Here is a 1290-nt window from a genome sequence, read left to right as displayed (position 1 = left end):
CGTCACCCCGGTCAACTGGTATCACGCCTCCAGCCCGTTCAAGCTGATGATGGACCGGCTGGTTTGCGCCGACGGCGGCAATCCCGACCCCACCACGACGCACGGCAAGACCGTTCCGATGGCCAAGGCGCTGGAGTTGGCCGACTGGCCCTATCCCCGCCATTTGGCGGGTCGGCGTTTCGCCCTGGTCGTTCATGGCGATGCGGAAGGCGCCGAGAACGTGCGTCGTTCTCTGTCCGACTGGCTGGTTTCGATGGAGCTGTCGCCGGCCGGCGCCGAGATCGATCGTTACATTGGCTATTGGGAGCCTTACGCCACCAGCCATGACGCCTTGGATCGCGATCCCGCCGTTCAAGATGAAGTGCGGCTGACGGCCGAGAAACTGACCTTGGCCGTGCTGGCCCGGGGCAACCGCCCCTCAAAGCCCTTTGAATCTAGCCTAAAATCCCCGCGGCAAAAATAGGGACTGACCGGCGCCGTATGGAACAGGCTCGGCGTCGTGTCCTTCTCCTATCAATACGAAAGGAGTTCTCTTTGCCGCTTGCAAACAAGGAAAAACCACCGATTTTGCGTCGTCCGCGCCGGCTGTTGATGCTCGTCGGAGCCCTTCTCGCCCTGTTGTTCGTCGTCTACCTAGCCACGGCGGCGACCGGTTTTCTCCGCACACAAACAAAAACTCCCGATGCACGAATGACCGGCGCCGAAGCCCCGCTGGAACGCGCCATGTGACGGCATGTCCAGGCTTGAGCGTTTGGAACACCGCCGCGTCCCGCCGCTTAAGCTCCCGTCATAGGGAGGATAACGACATGACCGATCGCCATCGCCGCCCGCCGGGCCTTCTCGCCACGGGAGGCCGCCATGCGCTTCTATGAAGTCGTGGTCGGCAGCGACAGCGGCCCTCAAAGACGCCTGCGGGTGGCCTCGCCTACCGACGCCCAGGCCATTGACGCCGCTGCCCCGCTGATGCGCGCGCACGAGGCCATGCTGTCCATCCGCGAAACGCCGGACGACGGCCTTCAGCACGCCGACGCGCCCCCGCCCAAGACTCAGGCGGAAGAACTGGCCCCCGTCACGCCCGGCATGGCCGCCAAATCCTGATCAACTAAGGAATCAATATGATGATGAAGCAAACCGCCGCCGTCCTGGCCGCTTCAGCCGCCGCTCTCACCCTGGCCGCCTGCAATCAACAGCAAGGGTCCGAAGCCGTCGACAAGGCGCAGGACGCCGTTTCCGAGCCGGTGGGCCAGACCTCGGCGGCGACCATGGGCGCCAATATGGTCAGCGCCTATG

General features: G+C 64.0%; 2 protein-coding genes and 1 pseudogene. All 3 read left to right on the top strand.

Annotated features, from left to right (window positions below; genetic code table 11):
* A pseudogene (locus tag ACU5AP_RS16320) lies at nucleotides 1-463 on the top strand (NADPH-dependent FMN reductase); the annotation flags it as partial.
* A gap of 71 nt (nucleotides 464-534) precedes the next feature.
* Nucleotides 535-729 carry a hypothetical protein gene (locus tag ACU5AP_RS16315; protein WP_252970207.1) on the top strand — a complete coding sequence of 65 codons (195 nt, stop codon included), beginning with the start codon at nucleotides 535-537 and terminating at the stop codon, nucleotides 727-729.
* Nucleotides 730-858: 129 nt separating this feature from the next.
* Nucleotides 859-1098 carry a hypothetical protein gene (locus tag ACU5AP_RS16310; RefSeq protein WP_446681565.1) on the top strand — a complete coding sequence of 80 codons (240 nt, stop codon included), beginning with the start codon at nucleotides 859-861 and terminating at the stop codon, nucleotides 1096-1098.
* Nucleotides 1099-1290 lie beyond the last annotated feature (192 nt).

The sequence above is a fragment of the Brevundimonas sp. RM1 genome (assembly GCF_052907225.1).
Note: the sequence above shows the minus strand (reverse complement) of the source record. Positions and strands in the feature narration are given on the sequence as shown.

Coding starts and splice junctions, on each gene's coding strand:
- ACU5AP_RS16310 (WP_446681565.1), top strand. CDS start 859: ATGCGCTTCTATGAAGTCGTGGTCGGCAGCGACAGCGGCCCTCAAAGA.